This is a genomic window from Nocardioides coralli (assembly GCF_019880385.1).
Lineage (GTDB): Bacteria > Actinomycetota > Actinomycetes > Propionibacteriales > Nocardioidaceae > Nocardioides > Nocardioides coralli.
Genome location: NZ_CP082273.1, coordinates 2,135,072 through 2,158,543 on the forward strand (window position 1 = coordinate 2,135,072; position 23,472 = coordinate 2,158,543).

Annotated in this window: 20 protein-coding genes and 1 tRNA gene; 1 reads left to right on the forward strand and 20 read right to left on the reverse strand. The window is 71.4% G+C overall.

The genetic code is table 11. The features are described 5' to 3' along the window. Nucleotides 1–23 precede the first annotated feature (23 nt). Complete coding sequence (locus K6T13_RS10410) at nucleotides 24–1,298, reverse strand: ABC transporter substrate-binding protein (protein ID WP_222894513.1); 1,275 nt, start codon at nucleotides 1,296–1,298, stop codon at nucleotides 24–26. 131 nt (nucleotides 1,299–1,429) lie between these two features. Further along, nucleotides 1,430–2,047: an ANTAR domain-containing response regulator gene (locus K6T13_RS10415; protein ID WP_283247919.1), complete on the reverse strand. Its 618-nt coding sequence runs from the start codon at nucleotides 2,045–2,047 to the stop codon at nucleotides 1,430–1,432. A gap of 44 nt (nucleotides 2,048–2,091) precedes the next feature. On the opposite strand from K6T13_RS10415, the gene K6T13_RS10420 reads away from it, so the two are divergent. Then, nucleotides 2,092–2,164 (forward strand) — tRNA-Leu (locus K6T13_RS10420). A gap of 154 nt (nucleotides 2,165–2,318) precedes the next feature. Here the strand turns inward: K6T13_RS10420 and pyk are convergent. The 18 genes from pyk to K6T13_RS10510 all read right to left on the reverse strand — a co-directional run bounded on the left by pyk (nucleotide 2,319) and on the right by K6T13_RS10510 (nucleotide 23,397). Next, nucleotides 2,319–3,764 carry a pyruvate kinase gene (gene pyk, locus K6T13_RS10425; protein WP_222894514.1) on the reverse strand — a complete coding sequence of 482 codons (1,446 nt, stop codon included), beginning with the start codon at nucleotides 3,762–3,764 and terminating at the stop codon, nucleotides 2,319–2,321. Nucleotides 3,765–3,844: 80 nt separating this feature from the next. Then, on the reverse strand, nucleotides 3,845–5,305 hold the full coding sequence (locus K6T13_RS10430; protein ID WP_222894515.1) for a glutamate synthase subunit beta: 1,461 nt from the start codon (nucleotides 5,303–5,305) through the stop codon (nucleotides 3,845–3,847). Further along, nucleotides 5,298–9,854, reverse strand: a complete 4,557-nt coding sequence (gene gltB / locus K6T13_RS10435; protein WP_249423727.1) for a glutamate synthase large subunit — start codon at nucleotides 9,852–9,854, stop codon at nucleotides 5,298–5,300. The genes K6T13_RS10430 and gltB overlap by 8 nt, the downstream gene beginning before the upstream one ends. 109 nt (nucleotides 9,855–9,963) lie before the next feature. Next, nucleotides 9,964–10,824, reverse strand: a complete 861-nt coding sequence (lgt, locus tag K6T13_RS10440) for a prolipoprotein diacylglyceryl transferase (protein ID WP_222894516.1) — start codon at nucleotides 10,822–10,824, stop codon at nucleotides 9,964–9,966. After that, a complete protein-coding gene (locus K6T13_RS10445) occupies nucleotides 10,824–11,411 on the reverse strand; it encodes an SCO family protein (RefSeq protein ID WP_222894517.1) in 588 nt (195 codons plus the stop codon). Before K6T13_RS10445 ends, lgt begins: the two co-directional genes overlap by 1 nt. A 4-nt stretch (nucleotides 11,412–11,415) precedes the next feature. Further along, complete coding sequence (gene trpA, locus K6T13_RS10450) at nucleotides 11,416–12,213, reverse strand: tryptophan synthase subunit alpha (protein ID WP_222894518.1); 798 nt, start codon at nucleotides 12,211–12,213, stop codon at nucleotides 11,416–11,418. Beyond that, a complete protein-coding gene (gene trpB, locus K6T13_RS10455; RefSeq protein ID WP_222894519.1) occupies nucleotides 12,210–13,439 on the reverse strand; it encodes a tryptophan synthase subunit beta in 1,230 nt (409 codons plus the stop codon). Before trpB ends, trpA begins: the two co-directional genes overlap by 4 nt. Next, complete coding sequence (gene trpC / locus K6T13_RS10460) at nucleotides 13,436–14,218, reverse strand: indole-3-glycerol phosphate synthase TrpC (RefSeq protein ID WP_222894520.1); 783 nt, start codon at nucleotides 14,216–14,218, stop codon at nucleotides 13,436–13,438. Before trpC ends, trpB begins: the two co-directional genes overlap by 4 nt. A 15-nt stretch (nucleotides 14,219–14,233) precedes the next feature. Next, entirely contained in the window at nucleotides 14,234–14,434 is a 201-nt protein-coding gene (locus tag K6T13_RS10465) for an HGxxPAAW family protein (RefSeq protein ID WP_222894521.1), read from the reverse strand. A 52-nt stretch (nucleotides 14,435–14,486) separates the two neighbouring features. Continuing rightward, nucleotides 14,487–15,068 carry a Trp biosynthesis-associated membrane protein gene (locus K6T13_RS10470; RefSeq protein WP_222894522.1) on the reverse strand — a complete coding sequence of 194 codons (582 nt, stop codon included), beginning with the start codon at nucleotides 15,066–15,068 and terminating at the stop codon, nucleotides 14,487–14,489. Next, nucleotides 15,065–15,415: a phosphoribosyl-AMP cyclohydrolase gene (gene hisI / locus K6T13_RS10475; RefSeq protein ID WP_222894523.1), complete on the reverse strand. Its 351-nt coding sequence runs from the start codon at nucleotides 15,413–15,415 to the stop codon at nucleotides 15,065–15,067. Before hisI ends, K6T13_RS10470 begins: the two co-directional genes overlap by 4 nt. A 24-nt stretch (nucleotides 15,416–15,439) precedes the next feature. After that, on the reverse strand, nucleotides 15,440–17,239 hold the full coding sequence (locus K6T13_RS10480) for an ABC transporter ATP-binding protein (RefSeq protein WP_222894524.1): 1,800 nt from the start codon (nucleotides 17,237–17,239) through the stop codon (nucleotides 15,440–15,442). Beyond that, nucleotides 17,236–19,044, reverse strand: a complete 1,809-nt coding sequence (locus tag K6T13_RS10485) for an ABC transporter ATP-binding protein (RefSeq protein WP_222894525.1) — start codon at nucleotides 19,042–19,044, stop codon at nucleotides 17,236–17,238. The genes K6T13_RS10480 and K6T13_RS10485 overlap by 4 nt, the downstream gene beginning before the upstream one ends. Before the next feature lie 94 nt (nucleotides 19,045–19,138). Continuing rightward, nucleotides 19,139–20,455 (reverse strand): hypothetical protein, encoded by a 1,317-nt coding sequence (locus tag K6T13_RS10490; RefSeq protein WP_249423728.1) that lies wholly within the window; start codon nucleotides 20,453–20,455, stop codon nucleotides 19,139–19,141. Next, the gene (locus tag K6T13_RS10495) at nucleotides 20,455–20,904 is read right to left on the reverse strand and encodes a hypothetical protein (RefSeq protein ID WP_222894526.1); all 450 of its coding nucleotides are present in this window, start codon (nucleotides 20,902–20,904) and stop codon (nucleotides 20,455–20,457) included. The genes K6T13_RS10490 and K6T13_RS10495 overlap by 1 nt, the downstream gene beginning before the upstream one ends. Nucleotides 20,905–20,936: 32 nt before the next feature. Further along, nucleotides 20,937–21,668, reverse strand: a complete 732-nt coding sequence (locus K6T13_RS10500; RefSeq protein WP_222894527.1) for an amino acid ABC transporter ATP-binding protein — start codon at nucleotides 21,666–21,668, stop codon at nucleotides 20,937–20,939. Continuing rightward, the gene (locus K6T13_RS10505) at nucleotides 21,668–22,522 is read right to left on the reverse strand and encodes an amino acid ABC transporter permease (protein ID WP_222894528.1); all 855 of its coding nucleotides are present in this window, start codon (nucleotides 22,520–22,522) and stop codon (nucleotides 21,668–21,670) included. The genes K6T13_RS10500 and K6T13_RS10505 overlap by 1 nt, the downstream gene beginning before the upstream one ends. 8 nt (nucleotides 22,523–22,530) lie before the next feature. Further along, nucleotides 22,531–23,397: an ABC transporter substrate-binding protein gene (locus K6T13_RS10510; RefSeq protein ID WP_222894529.1), complete on the reverse strand. Its 867-nt coding sequence runs from the start codon at nucleotides 23,395–23,397 to the stop codon at nucleotides 22,531–22,533. Nucleotides 23,398–23,472: the final 75 nt, after the last annotated feature.

Below are 23,472 nucleotides of genomic sequence, written 5' to 3' on the forward strand. Positions count from 1 at the left end.
GGTTCTCCGTTGTCAGGCGAGCGTCACTCGACCAGTCCGGAGACGGTGTCGATCTGCTCGTACTGGTTCTTGTTGTCGTACTCGAAGACGCCGATCGTTCCCGACGCCGGGCTACCGGTGTCGTTCATGTCGGTCGGACCGCTGGCACCTTCGTAGTCGATGTCCTCGCCGTCCTCGAGCAGCTGAGCGCACTCCTCGAACGTCGAGCACTGGGTGCCCTCACGGGTGACGTTGATGATCTCGTTACCGATCGCCACACCGTTGTCGCTACCGGCAGAGATCGCCGCCAGGCCGATGATCACCGCTGCGTCGTAGGACTGCGGGCCGTAGCTGAAGTCCTTCAGCTTCGGGTCCACCTCGAGCAGCTTGTCGTTGAACGACGGGTCCGGGTCGCCCGACACCGGGAGGGTGCCCTTGACGCCCTCGAGGTTGAACGACTGCGGGTTGTAGGTGTCGGACAGGTTGCCATCCACGAAGTAGATCTGGATGTCGTCCGGACCGATCCCCTTGGCGATCAGCTGCGGGATGATCTTCGTGGTCTCCTCGAAGGCGATCAGCACCAGCGCGTCGGGCTGGGCGGCCGCGATCTTGTTGACCTCCGCGGTGTAGTTCTGCGCGTCCGCGGCGTAGAGGACGTACTCGGCGACGTTGGCGCCCTTCTCCTCCAGCGTCGTCTGGACCTGCTCGGCGAGACCCTCACCGTAGAAGTCCTGGCGCGCCATCACGGCGACGTTGCTGAAGCCGTCCTCCACCGCGAGGTTGCCCAGCACGGCGCCCTGGAGGGCGTCGGAGGGCGCGGTACGGAAGTACAGCCCGTTGTCGTCGTAGGTGTCGAAGCCCGCCGCCGTGTTGGCCGGCGAGAAGTGGACGACGCCGGCACCCGTGATCTTGTCGATCACGCTGACCGACACGCCCGAGGCGGCGGCACCGATGATGGCGTCGACGTCCTGGTTGAAGAGCTTGTCGACCTCGGCGCCCGCGATGTCGGGGGTGCCGTCGCCGGAGTCGGCCCGGATGAACTCGACATCGGAGCCGAGGACACCGCCAGCGGCGTTCATGTCGTTGACAGCGAGCTCGACGCCCGCGAACTCCGGGGGTCCGAGGAACGCGAGGTCACCGGTCTGGGGCAGCAGGCCGCCCAGGGTCAGGACGCCATCACCCTCCGGAACGCTCTCCTCCGACGTCTCGTCATCCGACGGGGTGGCCGAGGGGTCGTCGTCACCGCCACAGGCGGTGAGGACAAGCGCGGTCGCGGCGAGTGCCGCCCCGAGACGTGCGGCGCGAGTAGTGCGAATCATGAGGCCTCCGGCTCTCTAGGCAGGTCCGAACCACAGCCCGGACATTGGTGCTGCGGCCAGAAACTATCGCTGCGACAGTGTGATTTCGAACAACTTGACGGTAACGAATGCTGTCGTTGCCGATTCGTGACCTAGTCGCGACCTTGGCCGCCGGTCAGGTCAGGACCGTGGGTGACCACGCCCTCGGCCACCTGGCGCATCGAGAGGCGGAGGTCCATCGCGGTCTTCTGCACCCACCGGAACGCCTCCGGCTCGGTCAGGCCGAGTCGCTCCTGGAGCACGGCCTTGGCCCGGTCGACCGCCTTGCGGGTCTCGAGGCGGTCCTGCAGGTCGGCCACCTCCTGCTCGAGGGCGTGCAGCTCGGTGAACCTGCTCACCGCCATCTCGATGGCCGGCACCAGCTCGGTGGCCGAGAACGGCTTGACCAGGTAGGCCATGGCGCCGGCGTCCCGTGCCCGGTCGACCAGCTCACGCTGCGAGAACGCGGTGAGGATGACGACCGGCGCGATCCGCTGGGCGGCGATGCGCTCCGCCGCCGCGATCCCGTCGAGGACAGGCATCTTGATGTCGAGGATCACGAGGTCGGGACGGAGCTCCTCGGCGAGCTCGACGGCCCGCTGACCGTCGCCGGCCTGCCCCACGACCTCGTAGCCCTGCTCGGCCAGCATCTCCGCGAGGTCCATCCGGATCAGCGCCTCGTCCTCGGCGATGACGACGCGACGGGTGGTGGACGGGGCTGGCGGGGTCACCGGCTCAGGCTATCGAGCCTTGATCGGCTACCGTTTCCCCGCCCGCCCCGGTAGCCCAACGGCAGAGGCAATGGATTCAAAACCCATCCAGTGTGAGTTCGAATCTCACCCGGGGCACGTTGTCACAGGTGCGCAGCATCGTGGACGCATGTACCCCCAGGACGTCCCTGAGCCCGCGTTGCGGCTCGTGGACGCCGGCTGTTCCCGAGCGTGGCCCGGCGCTCCGCGGTGGCGCGCCTGGACGACCTGATCGGGCTGAAGTCCTGAGCGGTCAGCCGCGACGGTAGGCCGGCGCGACCTCGTTGATGGCGTCGCCCATCCGGTGGATCCGCAGCGCATTGGTGGAGCCGGGGATGCCCGGCGGGCTGCCCGCGATGATCACCACGAGGTCGCCCTCGTCCACGCGTCCGATCCGCAACAGCTGGTCGTCGACCTGCCGCACCATCTCGTCGGTGTGCTCGACCGCGTCCGTGCGGAACGTCTCCACACCCCAGGTCAGGGCGAGCTGGCTGCGCACCTTGTCCTCCGGGGTGAAGGCGAGCACCGGGACGGGGCCCCGCAGTCGCGAGAGCCGGCGGGCGGAGTCACCGGACTGCGTGAAGGCCACCAGGTACTTCGCCCCCACCCGTTCGGCGACCTCGGCTGCTGCCTTGGCGATGACACCGCCGCGCGTCCGGGGCTGCCAGTCGATCGCCGCCATCTCCGAGGCGTGCTCCTCGGCGTGGCTCACGATCCGCTCCATGGTCCGGACGGCCTCGAGCGGGTGGGCGCCCACGCTGGTCTCGCCCGACAGCATCACCGCGTCGGCGCCGTCGAGCACCGCGTTGGCGACGTCGGAGGCCTCCGCCCGCGTGGGCTTGGGGTTGGTGATCATCGACTCGAGCATCTGAGTGGCCACGATCACCGGCTTGGCGTTGCGTCGCGCCTTGTCCACCACCTGCTTCTGGAGGATCGGCACGCGCTCCAGCGGCACCTCCACGCCCAGGTCGCCCCGGGCCACCATGAAGGCGTCGAAGGCCTCGACGACCGCGTCGAGGTTGTCGATCGCCTGGGGCTTCTCGATCTTGGCGACGACGGGGAGCAGGACTCCCTCCTCGCGCATGATCTCGCGCACTCGGTCGACGTCGCTCGCGCTGCGCACGAACGACAGCGCGATGAAGTCGACGGACATCCGCAGCGCCCACCGCAGGTCGTCCTCGTCCTTCTCGGACAGGGCTGGCACGCTGACGGCGACTCCCGGCAGGTTGATGCCCTTGTTGTCGCTGACCGTCCCGCCGACCTCGACCGCGGTGTGGACGTCCTGCCCGTCGACCTCCGTCACGCGCAGGTGGATCCTGCCGTCGTCGATGAGCACCTGGTCTCCTGCTGCGACGTCGCCGGGGAGCCCGTCGTACGTCGTGCCGCAGATCTTCTCGTCCCCCGGGACGTCTCGGGTGGTGATCGTGAACTCGCCCCCATCGACCAGCTCGACGGGTCCGTCGGCGAACCGCTCGAGACGGATCTTGGGTCCCTGGAGGTCGGCGAGGACCGCCACGCCGTGGCCGGTGTCGTCGGCGGCCTGCCGCACGTGCCGGTAGGCCTGCTCGTGGTCGGCGTGGGTGCCGTGGCTCATGTTGAGCCTGGCGACGCTCATCCCCGCCTCGATGAGGGCCCGGATGGTCGCCGCGTCCGCGGTCGCCGGGCCGAGTGTGCACACGATCTTCGCCTTGGCCGCCACGGGCGCCACCCTACCCAGTCTTGGAACGTTCCAACAACGGCACCGGGCCGACGCCCGGACCGGCGCCCGGGACCGGCGCGTCAGGCGGTGAGCGACCGCTCGGTCGGTGCGATGGGGCTCGGCAGGTTCGTCGATCCCGTGAGGTGCGCGTCGACGGCGGCAGCCGCCGCGCGGCCCTCCGCGATCGCCCACACGATGAGCGACTGCCCTCGCCCCGCGTCACCGGCGACGAAGACGCCGGGAACGCTGGTGGCGTAGCTGTCGTCGCGGACGATGTTGCCGCGCCCGTCCAGCTCGACACCGAGGCCCGCGACCGCGCCGTCGGCCTCGGGGCCCACGAACCCCATCGCCAGCAGCACCAGCTCGGCCGGGATCTCGCGCTCGGTGCCCTCGACGGGCTGGAACTTCTCGTCCACCTCGACCAGTCGCAGCGCGCGGACGTCGCCGTGCTCGTCGCCGAGGAACTCTTGGGTCGAGACCGCGTAGACCCGGTCGCCACCCTCCTCGTGAGCCGAGGAGACCCGGAAGACCGCGGGGTACGTCGGCCACGGCTGTCCCGCCGGGCGGTGCTCAGGCGGCTGAGCCAGGATCTCCAGCTGGGTGACGCTGGCGGCGCCCTGCCGGTGGGCCGTCCCGAGGCAGTCGGCGCCCGTGTCGCCGCCGCCGATGATGACGACGTGCTTGCCGTCGGCACGGATCTGGTCCGGGACCTCCTCGCCCAGGGACGCACGGTTGCCCTGCGGCAGGTAGTCCATGGCCTGGTGGATCCCACCCAGCTCGCGGCCCGTGACCGGGAGGTCACGACCGATCGTCGAGCCGATCGCGAGGACGACCGCGTCGTACCGGTCGCGCAGCCGCTCCCAGGTCAGGTCCTCCGACCCGACGTCGATGCCCGCCCGGAAGACCGTCCCCTCGCGGCGCATCTGGTCGAGCCGCCGGTCGAGGTGGGTCTTCTCCATCTTGAACTGCGGGATGCCGTAGCGCAGCAGACCGCCGAGCTTGTCGGCGCGCTCGTAGACGGCGACCGTGTGACCGGCTCGGGTCAGCTGCTGGGCCGCGGCCAGCCCCGCCGGCCCCGAGCCGATGACCGCGACCGTCTTCCCCGAGAGCCACTCCGGCGGCTGGGGCCGCACCGCCCCGGACTCCCACGCCCGGTCGATGATCGACACCTCGACGTTCTTGATCGTGACCGGGTCCTGGTTGATCCCGAGCACGCACGCCGGCTCGCAGGGAGCAGGGCACAGCCGCCCGGTGAACTCGGGGAAGTTGTTGGTGGCGTGGAGTCGCTCGATGGCGCCGTCCCAGTCGTCACGCCACACCAGGTCGTTCCACTCCGGGATCAGGTTGCCCAGCGGGCAGCCCTGGTGGCAGAAGGGGATGCCGCAGTCCATGCAGCGACCCGCCTGGGTGTTGACGATCGGCAGCAGCGCGCGACCGATGCCGTCGGGGTAGACCTCGTTCCAGTCCTGGACCCGCTCCTCGACCGGGCGCCGCGGGGCGACCTCACGGCCGTGCCGGAGGAATCCCTTGGGGTCAGCCATGCAGCACCTCCATGATCCGTTCGTTCGTCTGGTCCTCGGAGAGGCCCTCGGCCTCCGCGGTGGCCCGGACGTCGAGCACGCGCTTGAAGTCCCGCGGCATCACCAGCGTGAACCTGGCGACCGCGTCGTCCCAGGTCTCGAGCAGCCCACGGGCGACCTCCGACCCGGTCTCCTCCTCGAACCGGTGCACCAGGTCGCGCAGCTCCTCGGCCTTCTCCCCCACGGGGGCGAGCTCCACGAACTCGGGGTTGACCCGCTGCTCGGCGAGGTCGAGCACGAAGGCGTAGCCGCCGGACATGCCGGCCGCGAAGTTGCGTCCGGTCGGGCCGAGCACCACGACCCGGCCGCCCGTCATGTACTCGCAGCCGTGGTCGCCCACGCCCTCGGTGACGACGGTCGCGCCACTGTTGCGCACGCAGCACCGCTCCCCCACCTGGCCGCGCAGGAAGACCTCCCCGGAGGTCGCGCCGTAGGCGATCGTGTTGCCGGCGATCACCTGGTCCTGGGAGCTGAACGTCGCCGCCCGGTCGGGCCGGATGACGAGCCGCCCGCCGGAGATGCCCTTGCCGACGTAGTCGTTGGCGTCACCCTCCAGCCGCAGCGTGATGCCGGCGGGCAGGAACGCTCCGAACGACTGGCCGGCGGAGCCCAGCATCGTGATGTCGACGGTCCCCTCCGGAAGGCCGTCGCCTCGGTAGCGCTTGGTGACCTCGTGGCCCAGCATCGTGCCGACAGTGCGGTTGACGTTGCGGACGTCGACCTGGGCCCGCACCGGCTCACCGGACTCCAGCGCGGGAGCGGCGATGCGGATGAGCTCGTTGTCGAGCGCCCGGTCCAGGCCGTGGTCCTGGGACCGCGTGCAGTGGAGGTCCTGGTCGTCGAACTGCCCGAACTCACCGTGGGGTGAGGCCTGGAACAGGATCGGCGCCAGGTCGAGCCCCGAGGCCTTCCAGTGGTCGACCGCGGCCTGCACGTCGAGCGCGTCGACGTGACCGATGGCCTCGTCGAGGGTGCGGAAGCCGAGCTCGGCCAGCAGCTCGCGGACCTCTTCTGCGATGTACTCGAAGAAGGTGACCACGAACTCCGGCTTCCCGCTGTAGCGCTCGCGGAGCACCGGGTTCTGGGTGGCGACCCCCACGGGGCAGGTGTCGAGGTGGCAGACCCGCATCATGATGCAGCCGGACACGACCAGCGGCGCCGTGGCGAAGCCGTACTCCTCGGCGCCGAGCAGGGCCGCGATCACGACGTCGCGGCCGGTCTTGAGCTGGCCGTCGGTCTGCACGACGATCCGGTCGCGCAGGCCGTTGAGGAGCAGGGTCTGCTGGGTCTCCGCCAGCCCCAGCTCCCAGGGGCCGCCGGCGTGCTTGAGGGAGGTCAGCGGCGACGCGCCGGTGCCGCCGTCGTGCCCTGAGATCAGGACGACATCGGCATGCGCCTTGGACACCCCGGCCGCCACGGTGCCGACCCCCACCTCGGAGACGAGCTTGACGTGGATCCGGGCCGATGGATTGGCGTTCTTGAGGTCGTGGATCAGCTGTGCCAGGTCCTCGATCGAGTAGATGTCGTGGTGCGGCGGCGGGCTGATCAGCCCCACGCCCGGGGTGGAGTGCCGGGTCCTGGCCACCCACGGGTAGACCTTGTTGCCGGGCAGCTGCCCACCCTCGCCGGGCTTGGCGCCCTGCGCCATCTTGATCTGGATGTCGTCGGAGTTCGTGAGGTACTCAGCGGTGACGCCGAACCGGCCGGAGGCGACCTGCTTGATCGCCGACCGTCGCTCCGGGTCGTGCAGCCGGTCGGAGTCCTCGCCCCCCTCCCCCGTGTTGGACTTGGCACCCAGCCGGTTCATGGCAACCGCGAGCGTCTCGTGGGCCTCGCGGCTGATCGACCCGTAGGACATCGCCCCGGTGGAGAAACGCCGGACGATCTCGGAGACCGGCTCGACCTCCTCGATCGGGACGGAGGGCCGGTCGAGCTTGAAGCGGAACAGCCCCCGCAGCGTCATCAGCCGCTCGGACTGCTCGTCGACCCGGCTCGTGTACTGCTTGAACACGTCGTACTGACCGGTGCGCGTGGAGTGCTGCAGCCGGAACACGGTCTCCGGGTCGAAGAGGTGGGGCTCGCCCTCACGTCGCCACTGGTACTCCCCGCCGATCGCCAGCTGCCGGTGGGCAGGCGCGATGCCCGAGGTCGGGTAGGCGACCGCGTGCCGGCGCGCCACCTCCTCGGCGATGGTGTCCAGCTCGACGCCACCCAGCTTCGAGGTGGTCCCGGTGAAGTAGCGGTCGACCACGGCCTGCGAAAGCCCGACGGCCTCGAAGATCTGGGCCCCGGTGTAGGACGCCACCGTCGAGACGCCCATCTTCGACATCACCTTGAGGACGCCCTTGCCGAGTCCCTTGATGAGGTTGGCGACCGCCACCTCGGGCTCGGTCTTGACGTAGAAGCCGTCGCGGGCGAGGTCCTCCACCGACTCCATCGCCAGGTAGGGGTTGACCGCCGCGGCGCCGTAGCCGATGAGCAGGGCGACGTGGTGGACCTCGCGCACGTCGCCTGCCTCGACCAGGAGGCCGACCTGCGTGCGGGTCTTCTCGCGCACCAGGTGGTGGTGGATCGCACCGGTGAGCAGGAGCGACGGGACGGGCGCCAGCTCCTGGGTCGAGTGGCGGTCGGACAGCACGATGACGCGGGCGCCGTCGGCGATGGCCTGCGACACCTCCGTGCAGATCTCGTCGATGCGCTCGGCCATCGCACGGCCGCCGCCCTCGACGTCGTAGAGCCCGCGCACGACGTGGGTGATGAATCCCGGCATGTCGCCGTCACGGTTGATGTGACGGATCTTGGCCAGGTCGTCGTTGGAGATCACCGGGAACGGCAGCACCACCTGCCGGCAGGACGCCGGGACCGGCTCGAGCAGGTTGGCCTCGGGGCCGATCGTGCCGGCCAGGGAGGTCACCAGCTCCTCCCGGATCGCGTCGAGCGGCGGGTTGGTCACCTGGGCGAAGAGCTGGCTGAAGTAGTCGAACAGCAGCCGGGGCCGGTCGCTCAGGGCTGCGATCGGGGTGTCGGTACCCATGGAACCGATCGGCTCGGCGCCCGCGTTGGCCATCGGGGTCAGCAGGATCCGCAGCTCCTCCTCGGTGTAGCCGAAGATCTGCTGGCGGCGGGTCACCGACGCGTGCGTGTGGACGATGTGCTCGCGCTCGGGGATATCGTCGAGGTGGATCAGGCCGGCGTGGAGCCACTCGTCATACGGGTGCTCGGCAGCCAGCGCGGACTTGATCTCCTCGTCCTCGATGACGCGGTGCTCGTCGGTGTCGACGAGGAACATCCGTCCCGGCTGCAGCCGGCCCTTGCGCACCACGGTGGCCGGGTCGATGTCGAGGACGCCGACCTCGGAGGCCAGCACCACCAGTCCGTCGTCGGTCACCCAGTAGCGGGAGGGCCGCAGCCCGTTGCGGTCGAGCACCGCGCCGATCTGGGTGCCGTCGGTGAAGACGACGCAGGCCGGGCCGTCCCACGGCTCCATCATCGAGGCGTGGAACTCGTAGAAGGCGCGGCGCTGCGCGTCCATCTCCTCGTGGTTCTCCCACGCCTCGGGGATCATCATCAGCACCGCGTGGGGCAGCGAGCGACCACCGATGTGGAGCAGCTCCAGCACCTCGTCGAACGAGGCCGAGTCGGAGGCACCCGGTGTGCAGATGGGGTAGAGCCGCTCGAGGTCGCCCGGGATCAGGTCGGAGCGCAGCAGCGCCTCGCGGGCCCGCATCCAGTTGCGGTTGCCCATGACCGTGTTGATCTCGCCGTTGTGGGCGATGAACCGGAAGGGGTGCGCCAGGGGCCAGCTCGGGAAGGTGTTGGTGGAGAACCGCGAGTGGACGACGGCCAGCGCCGAGGCGATCCGCTCGTCGACCAGGTCGGGGTAGAAGTGGTCGAGCTGGTCGGTGGTCAGCATCCCCTTGTAGACCAGGGTGCGCGTCGACAGCGAGGGGAAGTAGGCGTCGGTCTCCTTCTCCGCGCGCTTGCGCAGGCAGAACGCCTGGCGCTCCAGCGCCATCCCGGCGACCCGGGCGCCGGCTCCGGCGACGAACAGCTGGCTGAACGTCGGCATCACGCTGCGTGCCGTGGCCCCCAGCACGTCGGGGTTCACCGGGACGTCGCGCCAGCCGAGCACCGCCAGGTTCTCCTCGGCTGCGAGCTCCTCGATCAGGCGCCGGTTCTTGGCCACGTTCTCGGCGTCGCCCGGCAGGAAGGCCGTGCCGACCGCGTAGGAGCCGACGGGCGGGAGGTCGACCTCGACCACCTCGCGCAGGAACGCGTCCGGGACCTGCATGAGCAGCCCGGCACCGTCACCGGAGTTCGGCTCGGCACCCGCGGCACCGCGGTGGTCGAGGTTGCGCAGGGCGGTCAGCGCCTTCGCGACGATGTCGTGACTGGGCTCCCCCGTCAGCGTCGCGACGAAGGCGACGCCACAGGCGTCGTGCTCGAAACGGGGATCGTAGAGGCCCTGAGCAGATTGCGCGGGCGGCGGGAACGCGGGCAGGAGCGACACCTGGCATTCTCCCGTCGTCGGGGGTCACAGACTCGCAGCGAGCATGCGACCTCGTGGCTGTGCGGTGGGGCGCAGGGGACGACGTTGGCCCAAGCAGTCGCCCACGCTATCACTCCGTCGCGGCGCTCCCGGCGTCGTCTCGCGCCACCCGGACGTCGGGCTCGCGGCCGGGATGCCGGCGCGCCGACCACCAGAAGTACGCCGCCGCGACGACGAACAGCACGATCGAGGTCCACACGTTGAGGCGCAGCCCGAGCACGTCCGACATCTGGACCTCGTCGATCCGCAGCCACTCGATCCAGCCGCGCCCCAGGGTGTAGAGCATCACGTAGAGGGCGACCACGCGGCCGTGCCCGAGCCGGGCCCAGCGGTCCGCCCACACGAGGACGGCGGCGGCCGCCAGGGCCCACAGCGACTCGTAGAGGAACGTGGGGTGGAACGTGGCCTGGTCGAGGTAGCCCAGCGGGCGGTGGTCCCGGTCGATCTCCAGGGCCCACGGGAGGTCGGTCGGGCGCCCGAACAGCTCCTGGTTGAACCAGTTCCCCCAGCGACCCAGCGCCTGGGCGACCAGCACGCCGGGCGCCATCGCGTCGAGAACCGGGAGCACCCGGATACCGCGGAGCCGGGCACCGATCACGACGCCCAGGGCCCCCAGGGCGATGGCGCCCCAGATCCCGAGGCCGCCCCGCCACACGTAGAGCGCGGTGACGGGGTTCTGGCCCTCGCCGAAGTAGAGCTCGTAGTCGGTGAGCACGTGGTAGAGACGACCGCCGACCAGGCCGAAGGGCACCGCCCACAGGGCGAGGTCCGAGATCTCCCCCGACTCCCCGCCGCGGGCGACCCAGCGTCGCTCGCTGATCCAGATCGCCGCGACGATGCCGAGGATGATCGCGATCGCGTAGCCCCGCAGCTCGAAGACCCCGAGGTCCCAGGAGCCCTGGCTCGGACTGGGGATGCTCCACACGGTCATCAGACGTCCCCGTTCAGCAGGAGATGGATGTCGTCGGCGAACTCGGAGGCCGAGGTCCCCTCGGTCCAGACGATGGGTGCCCGGTCGTCGGAGTCGACGCCGATCACCTGGGTGCCGTGGGTGACCTCGTAGCCGCCGCTGGGGAGCTTCTCCCCCTGCTCGACGGCCACGCCGAGGTCGAGCCCGATGTCGGAGATGGTCGCGAGGTCGCCGGTCAGCCCCACGAATCCTGGGTCGTAGCGCGCGAGGTAGTCGCCCAGCGCCTGCCGGGTGTCACGGGCCGGATCGGTGGTCACGAAGACCACGTCGACCTGATCCCGGTCGGCCGGGTCGAGTCGCGTCAGGCCCGCGGTCAGGTTGGACATCACCGTGTGGCAGATGTCGGGGCAGTTGACGTAGCCGAAGAAGACGAGCGTGAGCCGACGGTCGGTGTCACCCGCGAGGGAGAACCGGGAGCCGTCGGTGGCCGTGAGCGCGGTGTCGGGGACGACGTAGGGGTCGGTCAGCACCGCGCCGCTGTAGTCGGTCGTCGCCGGCCCGCCGCCGCCACACCCGGTCAGGAGCGCGGCGGCGACCAGGGTCGCCATGGCCCTACGCACCCCGCACGCCTCCGGCGAGGTCCTCGGTGAGCGCCCGGAGGGCGCCGAGCCCGGCCGCGCGGTCCCCGGGGTGGTCCAGGATCGTGCGGACGAACGCCGAGCCGACGATCACGCCGTCGGCGTACGCCGCCACCTCGGCGGCCTGGGCCCCGCTGCTGACGCCGAGCCCGACCGCCACCGGGAGGTCGGTCACCGCCTTCGTCCGGGCCACCAGTGGGCCGGCGAGGTCGCTGGTCGCCTCGCGGGCACCGGTCACGCCCATCACGGCCGTGGCATAGACGAAGCCGCGGCACGCCGCGGTCGTCATCGCGATGCGGGCGTCGGTGGAGCTCGGCGCGACCAGGAAAATGCGGTCGAGGTCGTTGCTCTCGGCGGCAGCGATCCAGTCGGCACCGCTGTCCGGGGTGAGGTCGGGGGTGATCAGCCCGGCACCGCCCGCGGAGGCGAGGTCGGCCGCGAAGCGCGCGACCCCGTAGCGGTCGACGGGGTTCCAGTAGGTCATCACCACGGTGGGGACCCCCGTCGCGGCGACGGCCTCGACCGTGCGCAGCACGTCGCGGATCCGGACCCCACCGTCGAGGGCCTGCTGGGCCGCGGCCTGGATGGTCGGCCCGTCCATGACGGGGTCGCTGTAGGGCAGCCCCACCTCGATGACGTCACAGCCGGCGTCGACCATCGTGGTGAGGGCTTCGATGCCGCCGTCGACGTCGGGGAAGCCCGCCGGGAGGTAGCCCACGAGGGCCGCCCGATCCTCCTCCTTGGCCCGCGTGAACGCGTCGCTGACACTCATCCGACGGGCCCCCCGGTGGGCTTGTCGAGATCGAACCACTCGATCGCGGTGCCCATGTCCTTGTCGCCGCGGCCACTGAGGTTGACGAGCACGACGGCCTCGGGACCCTTCTCATCGGCGAGCCGGCGGGCCACGTCGAAGGCCCCGGCGAGGGCGTGCGCGCTCTCGATCGCGGGGATGATCCCCTCCGTGCGGCTGAGCAGGGCCATGGCGTCCATCGCCTGCGCGTCGGTGATCGGGACGTAGGTGGCTCGTCCGCTGGCGGCGAGGTGGGCGTGCTGGGGCCCCACGCCCGGGTAGTCGAGACCGGCGGAGATGGAGTGGGACTCCTGGGTCTGGCCGTCCTCGTCCTGCAGGATGAAGGTCCGGGCCCCGTGCAGCACGCCGGCCGCGCCGGCGGAGATGGTGGCCGCGTGGCGCCCGGTCTCGACGCCGTCGCCGGCCGGCTCCATGCCGAGGATCGCCACCTCGGGGTCGTCGAGGAAGGCCGTGAACAGTCCGATGGCGTTGGACCCGCCGCCGACGCACGCGGCGATGGCGTCGGGCAGCCGGCCGAGCTGGTCGAGGCACTGCTGCCGGGCCTCGTCGCCGATCCCGCGACAGAGGTCGCGCACCATGCTCGGGAACGGGTGCGGGCCTGCTGCGGTGCCGAAGAGGTAGGCGGTGTGGTCGACGCTCGCCACCCAGTCGCGCAGCGCCTCGTTGATGGCGTCCTTGAGGGTGGCGCTGCCGGAGGAGACCGGCACCACCGTGGCGCCGAGCAGCTTCATCCGCGCCACGTTGAGCGCCTGGCGCCGGGTGTCGACCTCGCCCATGTAGACCGTGCAGTCGAGGCCGAAGTAGGCGGCCGCCGTGGCCGCGGCGACGCCGTGCTGCCCAGCCCCGGTCTCGGCGATGACCCGCTTCTTCCCCATCCGCCGCGTCAGCAGCGCCTGGCCGAGCACGTTGCGGATCTTGTGGGCGCCCGTGTGGTTGAGGTCCTCGCGCTTGAGCAGCACCGTCACGCCGAGCTGCTCGCTCAGTCGCGAGGCGTGGTAGAGCGGGCTCGGGGTGTTGGCGAAGTCGCGCAGGATCGCCTCGAACTCTCCGCGGAAGCCGGGGTCGGCTGAGGCGTCGCGCCACGCGGCGTCGAGCTCGTCGAGCGCCGCCACCAGTGCCTCGGGCATGTAGCGGCCGCCCCACTCGCCGAAGTAGCCGCGCTCGTCGGCGTCCCAAGCGGTCGTCATGGCGTCACTCCTGTCATCCGGCGGACGGCGCCCTCCGGGTCGCCGTCCCTGACCAGAGCCTCTCCCACGAGGACAACCCGCGCACCCTCGGCGACGTAGCGCTCGACGTCGGCGGTGCCGCTGATGCCGGACTCCGCGACCAGGACGCGGTCCGGCGGCAGCAGCGGACCGAGGCGGGCGAAGGCTCCTGGATCGACCTCGAGGGTCTTGAGGTTGCGGGCGTTCACGCCGACGAGCTCGGCCTCGAGCGCGACCGCGCGCTCTGCCTCGGCCTCGTCGTGTACCTCGACGAGGACGGTGAGCCCGAGCTCGCGGGCCTGGTCGTGGAGACGGCGGAGATCGTCGTCATCCAGCGCGGCCACGATCAGCAGGGCCAGGTCGGCGCCGGCCGCACGCGCCTCCACCAGCTGGTAGGGCTCCACGATGAAGTCCTTGCGCAGCAGGGGCGTGTCGACGGCGGCACGGACGGCCCGCAGGTCGGCCAGGCTGCCACCGAAGCGGCGCTCCTCGGTGAGCACACTGATGGCTGCGGCACCGCCGGCGGCGTACGCCCGCGCGAGCTCCGCCGGGTCCGGGATGTCGGCGAGGTCGCCCTTGCTCGGGCTGCGGCGCTTGACCTCCGCGATCACGCTGGATCCCGCGGCCCGAAAGTGCGGCATCGGGTCGCGGGGCGGGTCGACGTCGGCGAGGGTCGCGCGGAGCTCCGCGACCGGCACGGCGGAGCGGCGGCGCTCGAGGTCGTCCCGCACCCCGGCGACGATGTCGTCGAGGACGGACATGGCAGTCCTCCCGCGTCAGCCGTCGGAGCTGTTCAGGCCCATCTTGGCCATGACCCCGAACACCACGAGCGCACCGACACCGAGGGCGCAGCCGACCCAGAACAGCCGCATGCTGACGGGGTCCTGGAGCAGCGCGACAGCACCGACGATGAAGCCGAGCATCGCCACCGTGACGCCCGTCCAGGCGGCCGGGGTGTTGCCGTGGTGTGCTGACATGCGGGGACTCCTCGGGACGGGGTGGCGTGCGGGCCCCAGTGTAGTGATCGGCTCAGGCCGTGGGGTCGCGGCCCTCGTCGAGGCTCTTCCAGAGGTCGAGGCTGCTCTGCTCCTCCGCCGGCGCCCGCGGAGCGGCCTCGCGGCCGGGCGCGTCGTAGCGGCTGCTCATCTCCGGCCAGGCAGAGCTCCACGACAGGGCGAGGACGGCGGCCACGAGCAGGACGAGGCCCGCGCCGGCGGCCACCCAGAGCCAGCCGGTGGTCGACGTCGGGTCCATGCCGCCCGGGGTCTCGCCGCCGGTCGGGGCGGCCTCGAGCACCTGGTCGGGCAGGGTGCGCAGGCCGACCGCGACCGTGGTCAGCAACCCCGCGGAGGCCAGGGCGGCCAGCGCCAGCACCACGCGACGGACCCGGCGCCGCGTCACGAGGACGACGCCCCAGCACGCCAGAGCCACGAGGGCCAGCGCGAGTGCGAGCGGCATCTCCCCCGCCTCCGACACCTCGCCGAAGGGGTCGCTGCCCCGCGGCACGGACGGGTCCACCACCCACGGGCGAGCGCCTGCGACGGCGGCCAGGGCACCGGCTGCGAGCCCGGCGCCGACCAGCGGGACGAAGGTGGCGCGCCGGTCCGTCACGCCGGGTGGACCAGGTCGGCGTCGAAGCAGGTGCGGTCGCCGGTGTGGCACGCACCGCCGGTCTGGTCGACCTTGATCAGCACGGTGTCGCCGTCGCAGTCGAGCCGGACCTCGACCACCCGCTGGGTGTTGCCCGACGTCTCGCCCTTGACCCAGTACTCCTGGCGCGAGCGCGACCAGTACGTCGCCCGGCCGGTCGTCAGCGAGCGGGACAGGGCCACGTCGTCCATCCACCCGAGCATCAGCACCTCACCGGTGTCGTGCTGCTGCGCGACCGCCGGGACCAGTCCCTCCGCGTTCCACCTGACCCGCTCGGCCACGGCAGGGTCGAGATCCGTCTGGCTCATGGACCCCAGTATCCCCGGTGCCGGTCAGGAGGTGGAGGACTGGGCGACCCAGGAGGCGTGCAGCCCGGCGTAGACCGAACCGGCTTCGGCGACCAGGTCGGCATGGGGCCCGCGCTGGACGATCTGGCCGCGGTCGACGACGACGACCTCGTCGGAGTTCTCGGCCGTCGAGAGTCGGTGGGCGATCGTGACGCTGGTGCGCCCGGACATCAGCCGCTCGAGGGCGCGCCCGATGCGCATCTCCAGCTGCGGGTCGACGGCGCTGGTCGCCTCGTCGAGCACCAGCAGGTCGGGGTCGGCCAGGTGGGCCCGGAGCAGCGCGACCAGCTGCCGCTCCCCCGCCGAGAGCGACTCACCCCGCTGCCCCACCTGGGTGGCGAGGCCGCGCGGCAGCCCGGCCACCCAGTCGGCCAGGCCCAGCTCCTCGGCGCTGGCGAGGATCTCCGCCTCGGTGGCGTCGAGCTTCCCGTAGCGGACGTTGGCGGCGAGGCTGTCGTCGAAGAGGAAGCCCTCCTGGGGGACGAGCACCACGCTGCGCCGCAGGCTCGTGGCGGCGATCTCGCGGACGTCGATGCCGTCGAGCAGCACCCGGCCCTCACTGGGGTCCATCAGACGCGTCAGCAGCTTGGCGAAGGTGGACTTGCCTGAGCCGGTCTCCCCCACGATGGCGACACGGGTTCCGGAGTCGATGGTCATGGAGACGTTGCGCAGCACCGGCGGACCGCCCGGGTAGGAGAACGTCACGTCGTCGAAGGTGACGTCGATGGGGCCCCGCGGCAGCGTCTCGCCCTCGGCGCCGGGATCGACGAGGTCGGCCGGCGTCTCCAGGATGCCGATGACCCGCCGCCAGCTGGCGATGGCGTTCTGGGCGTCGGTCAGGATCTGGGTGCCCATCTGCACCGGCCCCACGAAGAGGGTGACCAGGAACGCGAACGCCAGCACGGTGCCGGCGCTCATCTCGCCGGTGATGCCGAGGAGGACGCCCACGATCAGCACCCCGGCGTTGGCGAGCCCTCCGGACAGACCCCCGAGGGAGAAGGACACGACCGTGTACTGCTGGGCCTTGACGCTCGCGGCCTGGAAGTCCTCGATGGCGGAGTCGATCCGGGCCTGGGTGCGGTCCTCGATGGCGTAGGAACGCACGACCTCGGCGCCCACCACCGGCTCGGAGATCGCCGAGAGCAGCACACCGACCTGGCGGCGTACGACGCCGTAGGCCTCGCTCAGCTTGCGCTGGAACCAGCGGATGGAGCCGAACAGCGGCGCGAAGGCCACCAGCACCACCAGGGCCAGCTGCCAGCTGTAGACGAACATGATCACGGTCGCGACCAGCATCTGCCCGACGCTGACGATGAAGATGAGGCCACCGAAGACGAGGAACTGGCTCACCTGGTCGACGTCGGTCGTGACCCGGGAGACCAGGGCGCCACGGCGCTCGGTGTTCTGGGTGAGGAGCGGCAGGTCGTGGACGTGGCGGAACGCCTTGATGCGGAGCGTCGCCAGACCGCGCTCGGAGGTGCGGAACAGGCGGCTGGTCATGAAGTAGGAGGCGACGCTGGTGATGGCGATGCCGGCGGCGGCTGCGAGGCCCAGGAGCGCCACGAAGGACAGGTCGGGCCCGCCGGGGGCGTTCAGGCCCCGGTCGAGGGTCTGCTGCACCGCGATCGGCACGATCACCTGGCCGAAGGACGCGAGGACGGCGAAGAGGAGCGTGACCCGGAAGCCCTCCCGCAGCTCCGGGCTGATGGCCATGCCGCGACGGATGGTCTCGATCGGGGCGAGGTCCTCCCCGGTGTCGAGGCGCGTGCCGGTGGTCGTCGTCATCGCTCACCCGCCGTGGTGGACTGCTCGTGGGCGGCCTGCTCGTAGGCGTTGACGAGCTGTGCGTAGGCCGGGCTCCGCTCGAGCAGCTCCGCGTGGGTGCCGCGGTCGGCGATCCGCCCGCCGCGGAGGTGGACCACCTCGTCGGCCAGCGCGATGGTGGCCTTCCGGTAGGCCACCACGACCACGGTGCCCTCCCCGCGCTCGCTGCGCAGGGTGTTGAGGATGCGAGCCTCGACCTCGGGGTCGACCGCCGAGGTGGCGTCGTCGAGGATCAGCAGCCGTGGCTGCCGCACGAGCGCCCGCGCGAGCGAGATCCGCTGCCGCTGGCCCCCGGAGAGGGAGGTGCCCCGCTCCCCCAGGGTCGTGTCGAGGCCGTCGGCCAGGGCGGCCACGAACCCGTCGGCCTCCGCGGCGCGCAGGGCCGCCCAGACCTCGTCGTCGGGGACGTCGGCGCCCAGGGTGATGTTCTCGCGGACGGTGTCGTCGAAGAGGAACGCGGTCTGGCCGACGGTCGCCACCGACTCGGCCAGCTCGCCCCTGCCGAGGTCACGGAGGTCGACGCCGTCGAGCCGGATCGCACCGCGGTCGGGGTCGACGAGCCTGGTCAGGAGCTTGGTGAGGGTGCTCTTGCCGGAGGCGGTCGCCCCCACGAGCGCGACCGTGCGCCCGGGCTCGACGGTGAAGGACACGTCGTCGAGCAGCGGGACCTCGGGGTCGTAGGAGTAACCCAGCCCGTCGACCTCGAGGTGCGCGCCGGCGGAGCCCGACGGGGGCACGCTGCTGGCGCCGTAGGGCATCGACCCCGTCGCGTCGAGGACGCGCTGGGCACGGTGGAAACCCACGACGCTGCGGGGGAACTCGCCGAGCAGCCAGCCGATGGAGCGGATCGGGAACGACACGATCGTCAGCAGGTAGGCGACCGTGACGACGTCGCCGGCGTCGGTCGCACCGCTGACCACCCGCTGCACCCCGACGGCGAGGACGACCAGGACCCCCACGTTGGGCAACGAGGCGAGGGTGGGGTCGAAGGCCGCGCGGATCCGCCCCGCCCGGATGTTGACGTCGCGCAGCTCGTGGGCCTTGGCCGTGAACCGGTCGGTCTCCTCCACCTCGCGACCCAGCGTCTTGACGACCATGGCGCCGTCGAAGGACTCGTGGGCGATCTCGCTGACCTCGGCGCGCAGACCTTGCGCGCGGGTCATCAACGGCGAGGAGAGCTTCTGGTAGACGAGGTTGGCCACCACCACCGCGGGGAAGACCAGCAGGCCGACCAGTGCGAGCACCAGGTCGGCGGCCAGCATCTGCACGATGGCAATCACCATCATCACGACGGTGCCGACCGCCATCGGCAGCGGCGCGATCGGGCCCCACGCGGCCTCGACGTCGGAGTAGGCGTTGGAGAGCAGCTGCCCCGTCGGGTGGCGCTGGTGCCACTCCATCGGGAGCGAGAGGTACTGCCGGGTGACCGCTCGGCGGGTGTGGGCCTGCATGCGGTACTGCATGACACCGGCGCCGAGGCGCCGGGCGACGATGCCGACCGCGCGCAGGATGGCCACGCCCATGAACAGGCCGAGGACCGCCCACAGCAGCCCGGCCCCGACCTCGCCGGTGCGGAACGCGGGGATCACGACGTTGTCGGTGGCCCAGCCGAGGACCCAGGCGTCGGCGACCGTCATCGCGCCGAACAGGAAGCTGCCGACCGTGGCGAGGACGAAGATCAGCGGCTCACGCCGGACCGCCACCCCGAGAACGGCGAAGCCCTCACGCGTCGTAGACCCGCGATGCTCGCCCCACTGGTCCGTCACTGCTGTCCTTGCTCCCCTCGTCCGGCAGCCCCAACCGGCGCCCTCGTCAGGCTATTCCGACCCACCGACACCCGGCGAATCACCTCCGTCGCCCTCACACCCCGAACAGCAGCGCCAACCCGGTCGCGGTGAAGGCCACCATCACCGACAGCAACGGCAGCTGGCCGCGCACCAGCCGATCGCTGCGCAGCAGGACGAGGGCCCGGTCGTGAGCTGCCACGGCCCCCACGACGTGGCCGGCGACGATCGCGAGCACCTTCACGCTGGCCAGGAAGGTCGGGTGGAGCGAGAGCCACAGGTCGACCCGCCGCTCGGCCGTACCGAACAGGTCGCTGCCGTTGCCGAGCGGGTCGCTGGCGAGGATCAGCGTCTGCTGGCCGGTCTCGACGAGCAGCGTGAGGTAGTGGGCCACCATGTAGCCCAGGACGATCGGGACGAGCGACAGCGCGAACGCCGTGGGGAGGGACGCCCTCCGGCCCCGCGCCGGCGTCGCGGTCACGGTCGCCGCGGCGAACAGCAGCCCGACCGCCAAGCAGGCCAGCACCAGCAGCCCGGTCTCCAGGACCACGAGGTCCCGCGCCGTCCGCTGCCGGAACTGCAGCCACGTCACCGAGTCGCGGAAGCTGTCGAAGGCCGTCGACCCCAGCAGCACCGACACCGCGGCGACCAGCCCCGGGCGCAGCTCGACCCGCGCCAGGTTGCGCAGCGGGCTCACGACCTGGAGCTCGCCGGAGCCGTCGCGGCTCCACAGCGACAGGTGCGCCACCAGCGTGGAGTAGGCCTCGAACGGGTCGGCGGACGCGAACCAGCGGCGTCCGAACACGAACGCCCCGACGACGAGCACGACGAAGTACGCCGCGAACCAGGTGCCGATCGCGCGCAGCGTGGTGCCGTCGGGAGAGACCAGCTCGAGCCACGTGAAGGCCAGCAGGCCGAGGGCGGCCGGCCACAGCCCGACCCGTCCCGGCAGCCGCGCCACCGCCCGGTCGGGTTCGCGTCGCAGCGCGCGAGCCAACAGCAGGTGGAGGGTGCGCGCGGGACTGACCGTGCGGACCACCGGCCCGAGGAGCAGCGACGCCGGCACGAGCCCGACCCACAGCAGCACGTAGACGAGGCCGAAGACCGGGTTGACCGCCACCTCGTCCGGCCCGGCCACCAGCGCCCACGTGGCGAACCCGAGGCCCGCCAGGGCCAGGGCCCGCAGCGCCGTGAGCACCACGCGGCTCTCGGCGACGGCGGCGACCCACCGCGGCGCCGGGCGGCCACCCTCACTCGGCAGGTAGCGCGGCCGCCGCCAGGCCACCATCAGCACGGCGAAGGACACCGCCAGGGCGAGCGCACCGCCGACGACGGCGTACGACGCCGGGATCGGCAGGTCCTGTCCCCCACCCACGCCGTGGGCGAGGGTCATCAGCGCACCTCGAGGACGGCGACGACGGCGCCGCTCTCGTGCTCCTCCACCTCGACCGTGCCGGGCGTCTCGACCACCAGCTGCCGCCGCGTCGTCCCCGTGCCGAAGTCGACGTACTGCTCCGGCTTGGAGTGGACGTGGAGCTCGCCGGACCGGTCGCTGCGGACCTCGACCACCAGCGGCTCACCGACGCCGAGCTCGAAGGTCTGCGCGTTGGGCGTCACCTGGTCACCGGCGACCTCGACCGAGAGTGTCGGTGCGGCCGGCTTCTTGCTCTTGGTCCGGGTGGGCGTCGCCGGGGACGGGGACCCGCTGGTCGGCGACTCGCTGGGTGAGGAGCGCGTCGTCTCCGGCTCGCTGGCCGTCTCGTCGGCCGGGCCGGCACATCCCGTGACGGCCACGGCCAGGCCCAGGGCCAGCGAGGCGAGCCTGCTCGTGGTCGATGGCATGGCTGCATCCTCCCGCAACCGGCAAGCGGTGGTCAGGTCCGGAGGCGTGAGAGGAAGGCCCGGGTCCGCTCCTCCCGAGGTGAGCCCAGGACCTCGCTCGGTGTGCCCGACTCGTGGATGACGCCGTCGTGGAGGAAGCAGACGGTGTCGGCGACGTCCCGGGCGAACCCCATCTCGTGGGTGTTGAGCAGCATCGTCACGCCGTCGCGCTTGAGGTCGGTCAGCAGGTCGAGCACCTCCCCCACCAGCTCCGGGTCCAGGGCGGAGGTCACCTCGTCGAGCAGCATCAGCGCCGGGTTGGACACCAGGGCGCGCGCGATCGCGACCCGCTGCTGCTGTCCGCCGGAGAGGTCGTCGGGCCGGGAACCGGCCCGGTCCCGCAGTCCCACCCGCTCGAGCATTGCCAGGCCGCGCTCGTCGGCCTCCCCCCGGCCCACGCCGTGGACTCGGGTCAGGGCGAGCGTGACGTTGCCGAGCACGCTCAGGTGCGGGAAGAGGTTGTAGGACTGGAACACCAGGCCCATCCGGGACCGGACGGCGTCGGCGTCCACCCGCGGGTCGCTGATGTCGTCGCCCTGGAACGTGATCACGCCGTCGTCGATCGTCTCCAGCAGATTGGCGCACCGCAGCAGGGTCGACTTGCCGGAGCCCGAGGCCCCGATCAGCACGACGCACTGCCCCGGCTCCACCGCGAGGTCGACGTCGCGGATCACCACGTGGTCGCCGAACGCCTTGCGGACGCCGTTCATCTCCAGCAGCGGCATCAGAGCATGCCTCCCGCGCCATGGAAGCCCTGCTTGCGCGCGTAGTAGTCCGTGGCCCGGGCCATCGGGATCGTCAGGCTGATGAAGAGGACACCCGCCACGACGTAGGGGGTGTAGTTGAAGTCGCTGGCGGTCTCGATCTGCGCGGCGCGGATCGCGTCGATCACCCCGAGCACCGCGATCAGGCCGGAGTCCTTCTGCAGCGACACCAGGTCGTTCATCAGCGGCGGCAGCACCCGCCGCCACGCCTGGGGCAGGACGACGAAGCGCAGGTTCTGGCCGTAGCTGAGGCCCAGCGCACGGCCGGCGAGACGCTGCGAGGGGTGGACCGACTCGATGCCGGCCCGGAACACCTCGGCGACGTACGCCGAGTAGGAGAGCACGAGCGCGGCACCACCCCAGAAGAGCGCCGAGCGGGGCAGGCCGCTGAGGTCGAGCGCCGGGCCGCCGAAGCCGAGCAGGAAGAGCACCAGCAGCAGGGGCAGGCCGCGGAAGACGTCGACGTAGACGGTCCCGAGGAGCCGCAGCGGGAACGCCACCGGCCCGCGGATCGTGCGCATCACCGCGATGAGCAGGCTGAGCAGCAGGATCAGCAGCGCACAGACCAGCATCACGCGGATGTTGAGCCACAGACCCTCGAGCACCGCCGGGAACGAGTCGACGGCCTTGTCCCAGCTGAAGTAGGTCTGCTGGACCCGCTCCCAGCCCGGGGACGTGACGATCGCCGTGGCCGCCAGCCCCACCAGGACCAGCGTGCTGGCGGCCGCGACGACGGCGCTGCGGACCGTGCGGCGGCGGCGGTAGCTGTCGCGCTCGCGCTGGACGGCCGACGGCTGCCAGCCGTCGGCCGTCACGACCCCGCTCAGGACAGCTCCGGTGCGCCCTGCTGGGACAGCCACTCCTCGACCAGCCGGTCGAGAAGGCCGTTCTCGCGAAGGGTGTCCACCGCCTGGCTGACGCACTCGGTCAGCGGGCTGTCGAGGTCGAGGACGGCGCCGAACTGCTCGGGCTCGTCCTGCGCCTCCGGCAGCTGGCCGACGATGACGCCGTCGTCGAGCTGCACCGCCGTCATGAAGTAGGCGGTGGGGAGGTCGACCACGATGCCGTCGATCTGGCCGTTCTTGAGGGCCTGGACCGCCTGGTCGTTGGTGTCGTACGCCGCCGGGTCGGTGGCCCCGATCTGGTCGGTGATCGCGGTGTAGCTCGTGGTGCCCACCTGGGCGCCCAGCTTGGCGTCGGCGAGCTCCGCCACGGTCGTGGCTCCCTCGATCGGCGACCCCGCCTCGGTGATGACGGCCTGCCGCACGTCGTAGTAGCCGCTGGAGAAGTCGACCGCCTTGCGGCGCTCCTCGGTGATCGAGACCTGGTTGACGTCGAAGTCGAACTTCTTCTCCCCCGGGTTGACCACGGCGTTGAACGGCACCTTGACCCAGACGACCTCGTCCTCGGCGAACCCGAGCTCCTCGGCGATGGCGTAGGCGACGGCCGACTCGTACCCCTCACCGTTGGTGGGGTCGTTGTCGACGAACCACGGTTCATAGGCCGGGTTGTCGGTGGCGATGGTGAGCACCCCGTCCTCGTAGGTCTCCAGGTTGTCGCGTTCGCAGGAGGTGTCGGCCGTGGGCTCGGTGGCCGTCTCGGGCTCCTCGTCGGCACGGGGAGCGCAGGCAGTGAGGGCGAGGGCCAGCACCGCGAGGGCCAGCCCGCCGGAGCGGGTCAAGGTGTGCATGGCCAGATCGTAGGACCGGGAACCGGGCTCCGGGGAGCATGCGCACCAGCCGGACACGCGCGGCGTCGTGCTCGG